This is a genomic window from Oleiphilus sp. HI0061 (assembly GCF_001635675.1).
Genome location: NZ_LWFE01001404.1, coordinates 1 through 4,064, shown reverse-complemented (window position 1 = coordinate 4,064; position 4,064 = coordinate 1). Strand labels below are relative to the sequence as shown.

At 44.6% G+C, this 4,064-nt stretch carries 5 protein-coding genes; 3 read left to right on the top strand and 2 right to left on the bottom strand.

Features of this window, described 5'->3' with window-relative positions; all coding sequences use genetic code 11:
• The 3 genes from A3735_RS31235 to A3735_RS22175 all read left to right on the top strand — a co-directional run.
• The coding region (locus A3735_RS31235) for a hypothetical protein (RefSeq protein ID WP_197485974.1) at positions 1 to 637 on the top strand (637 nt) is incomplete at its 5' end.
• A 148-nt stretch (positions 638 to 785) separates the two neighbouring features.
• Positions 786 to 989, top strand: coding sequence for a hypothetical protein (locus tag A3735_RS22180; RefSeq protein WP_068513493.1), 204 nt, complete (start codon positions 786 to 788; stop codon positions 987 to 989).
• Between the two features lie 9 nt (positions 990 to 998).
• Positions 999 to 1,424, top strand: coding sequence for a MarR family winged helix-turn-helix transcriptional regulator (locus A3735_RS22175; protein WP_068513497.1), 426 nt, complete (start codon positions 999 to 1,001; stop codon positions 1,422 to 1,424).
• A gap of 15 nt (positions 1,425 to 1,439) precedes the next feature.
• On the opposite strand, the gene A3735_RS22170 is transcribed toward A3735_RS22175, so the two are convergent.
• Together A3735_RS22170 and ppk1 are read right to left on the bottom strand one after the other, a co-directional pair.
• Positions 1,440 to 2,336 carry a DUF4344 domain-containing metallopeptidase gene (locus A3735_RS22170; protein WP_068513500.1) on the bottom strand — a complete coding sequence of 299 codons (897 nt, stop codon included), beginning with the start codon at positions 2,334 to 2,336 and terminating at the stop codon, positions 1,440 to 1,442.
• Between the two features lie 163 nt (positions 2,337 to 2,499).
• Positions 2,500 to 4,064: polyphosphate kinase 1 (gene ppk1, locus A3735_RS22165; protein ID WP_068638659.1), on the bottom strand; the 1,565-nt coding region annotated here is incomplete at its 5' end.

Here is a 4,064-nt window from a genome sequence, read left to right as displayed (position 1 = left end):
GAAGCTTAGTCCTGAAGAGAAGCAGAGCAAAGAGAATGAGACAGCGGAAAAGAAAGCCAAAAAAGAAAGTCAGGCCGCTACTAAGCAGATAGAGCCAGAATCACCTTTGCAAAAACAAGCTGAAAAGGCATCCCAAAAAAAGCTCGGGCAGCCTTCCGATAAAACACAGGCTAAGCAAAAAGAGAGGCAAACTTCGCAGAAGTCGGTGGAAGCTTTGGAGCAAGAGTATTCAACTGAGCTTTCAAGTATGCGCTCAAGGGATGAGTTGGAGAAGAGTAGCGATAAGGCTTCGAAGAATACATACTCTCCTATGAAAGATAGTGCAGCGGCTTCGGCTAAAGAAGATCAACAGGATGGCGTGGGAAAAAATGCGCTTGAACAACTAGGGCAAGCAGCTGGTGGAGAAAAAGCAGGCACGAAGTATTTAAAAGATAAAGATGATGAAGACCCTTCCTTGGAAATAAATGGAGTGCTTAGTGATAGCGATACTGAAGGTAATGCTTACCATATAGAGGGTGATGATGCCCCTGTAACGATTCTGGGAGAGGGGGGGGAAGTGATTATTTTACAAAAAGATCGTGAGCAAACATCCACTTTTCGGAAACGGAGAACCTGGAATATGCAGCGTCAGTTCTAAGTTAATACAGCTTGTTTGCGCTCTAAAGCGATGATTATCTAGGGCTTGATGCTGACTGCTTCACGTATCATGGGATGAAAGCTTGCTCTATACTTGCGTCATTTGTAGGATAGCCTCTAATTGCCGAAAGGAGGTCTGGGAGAGTTTGATGAAAAAGTTGAGTGCATGTGTCCTGATTGCCGTATCGCTGCTTATGGGTGGCTGTCAGAGCTTTCAAAAAGATAGGGACTTGGAACTGTATATTGTTGGTGCTGGCTTGAGCTATGCGATTGGTAAACATGTTTGTCGTCATAGTGAATTCGTTGAAACCTGTGGTGTAAGTGCCGCGGCTACCTTTATCGTTTGGTACTAAGCTTTATTTATGTCGGAAGACCTTCTTCGCCTGGATAAACAGGTTTGTTTTTCTTTATATAGTGCTTCCAATGCGATGGTTCGAGCCTATCGGCCATTCCTTAAATTACTGGACCTGACCTACCTTCAGTACATTGTCATGATGGTATTGTGGGAAAAAGACGAAATCAACGTCAGTGATTTAGGGGAGCGGGTTCATCTGGACTCAGGAACCTTAACACCTTTATTAAAGCGTCTTGAAGCGAAAGGCTTATTGAGTCGAAGTCCTGGTCTTCGTGATGAGCGAGTAAAAATTCTTACTTTGACTGAAAGTGGTCGCTCTCTAAAAGCTGAGGCGCAAGCGGTACCTGAGCAAATGCTTTGCAAGCTTGACCTACCTCCTGAGCAGTTACAAACCTTAAAGCAGCAATGCGAGGCGCTGCTCAAAGTACTGTAATTGTTTCCTTTAAGACTAGTGTGCAGCAAGCCAGCTGGTGAGCCTATTCTCTTGTCTGAGGTGCGGTTGTAAGGCATCAAGCCAGGTCTGTAACTTCTCCAGATACAGTTTTTGGCACTGTTCAATTTTTTTCTGATCCCATGCCAGCTCTTCTAATAGCTCATGATAGGCTTGCTCTGTTCTGTTCACGCGAGCCAGATAGTCTTTGCCGAGTATTAAGCAAACGGCTTTGCGGTAGCGCTGCTCATCGAGTGAAACCTCAGCTTCGTAGTCTTCTTCGCCGCCATAAGGAATAGATTGCCTGATTAGTAGAAATGCTTCCGTTGCTTCCAGAATAAAGTCGCTGTCATGGTGGTTCAGGTTGATAAGCATAAGGGTCGAGAAGTTATCCAGTGCAAATACTTCTTGCCCGGATACGCCTAAATCAAACTGACTAACCAAGGCTCTGCCTAGTTCAAACCACAAATATTTTTCAACGGCTGCGCTGTATATCGCTTCTTGTATACCCTCTTGTTGAGGGTATTTGGCAATTAGGCCTTGATCTAGTTGGTATAGAAAGGAGAAGGGGATGTCGATCTTTATATCAACCTGGCTGGTTTGTTTGTTGTTCGAGCTTGCAGTGTCAAGTGCTAAAGGTTGGCTCGTTGTAGCCTGGTCAGCTTGGTGAAAGTGATAAATGATGCTTTGTTTTAAAATAAGGTCTTGTTCACTAAATATTCGCAAGCGTTCGAAAACTTGAGACTTTTTCAGACGTGTAATTAGCTTGGTATCGTATTCACTCTTAGCGTCAGTTTGAAATGATAAGTCTGATGGCTGTTGAGGCTCAGTAATAGAGATCGATGCGTAGGTGCTGAAGGTTAGGGTTGACGTTATAAGCAGGAGCAGTAATCTGATATGTATAGAAGGAGTCATGGGAAGCGTCTATTTATTATTTAAATTATCTATTGTGGTACCCAGTTAGCCCATTCTATTCGGAATTTAAACTAAATGTACTGAATCTTTGGTAATGTCGGCTGAATCGCACTCTTCTTTTAAAGTATTGAAAACAGATAAAAGAAGAGTGCCAGGTTTGGCTTTAGGTTGAGGCAAGGTGCTCGAGTAAATATTGTTGTGCGCAGACTCGAGATTCGGCTTCGGCAGGTTGGTTCAAATGATATTTTCCCTCGGTGTCCATAATCCAGCTTTGGCAATTATCGCTTAGGTAGAAGCCAATTTCGGCTTTCACGCGTTCTACTAGCTTCTTATCTTCCATCGGGAAGCAGGTTTCAACACGCTTTAACAGGTTACGGGTCATCCAGTCGGCACTGGCACCATAAATCTGGTCATTACCATCATTGTGGAACCAATAAACTCGAGTGTGCTCCAAGAAACGCCCGATCACAGAGCGTACTTCGATCGTTTCGGAAATACCCTCTAGCCCTGGACGTAAACAGCATATGCCGCGGACAATAAGCTTAATAGGCACGCCTGCTTGTGATGCTCGATACAGTGCCCGAATAATTTTGGGTTCTGATACTGCATTAACTTTAATGGTGATTCCTGAGGCTTTACCTGCTTTGGCATTATTAGCTTCTCTTTCTATCATCGAAACCAAAGAGTCATGTAAGGTGAAAGGAGCATGGAATAGTTTTTTGATCTTCAGTGCTTTGCCCATACCCGTGAGCTGCTGGAATATTTTATGAACCTCTTTCCCGAGAGCTTCATCACCACTCATAAAGCTATAGTCTGTATAGAGGCGGGCGTTCTTTGCGTGATAATTACCCGTACCCAAATGTACATAGTGCCTAAAACCTTCGGCTTCGCGTCGGGCTACGAGTATCATCTTGGCGTGGGTTTTATAGCCCACTACGCCATAAACGACGACAGCGCCAGCTTCTTGCAGGCGGCTGGCTAGTTCAATATTTTCTTCTTCGTCAAAACGGGCTCGTAATTCTATTACTGCAGTGACTTCTTTTCCGCGTCTTGCTGCATCGACCAAGGCGGCAACAATTTCAGAATTAGCGCCGCTACGGTAAAGTGTTTGTTTAATAGCAACGACATCGGGGTCTAGGGCAGCGTGTCGAAGAAAATCGATAACTGGTGTAAAGCTCTGGAAGGGGTGGTGCAGAAGAATATCTTTCTGTTTTATAGTTGAAAAAATATTGCTGCTTTTCTTTAAAGGCTTTGGCAGGCCTGGAGCGAAGGCCGGGTAGAGTAGTTCAGGTTTGTCGACTAAATCTGGTAGTTGCATTAGGCGAGAAAGGTTAACCGGGCCTCGCACTTGATACAGTTCATCTTTACTCAGTTTAAACTCTTTGAGCAAGAAAGAGATCAGATGCTCTGGGCAGTTGTCTGCAAGCTCTAATCTAACAGCGTCACCAAAACGTCTCGAGAGCAGCTCCCCTTTTAATGCAGAGGCCAGATCCTCCATATCTTCTTGTTCAAGTTCAAAGTCGGCATTTCGGGTTAAACGGAATTGGTAACAGCCTTGCACTGACATGCCGGGAAATAGTTGGTCAACATGAGCGTGAATAATTGAAGATAAGAATACCAGTTCATCACCCTTGGAAATCTCCGCAGGTAATTTAATAAGCCTGGGTAAAGAGCGGGGGGCGGGAACGATTGCCAGGCCGGTTTCACGACCGAAAGCATCTTTGCCGT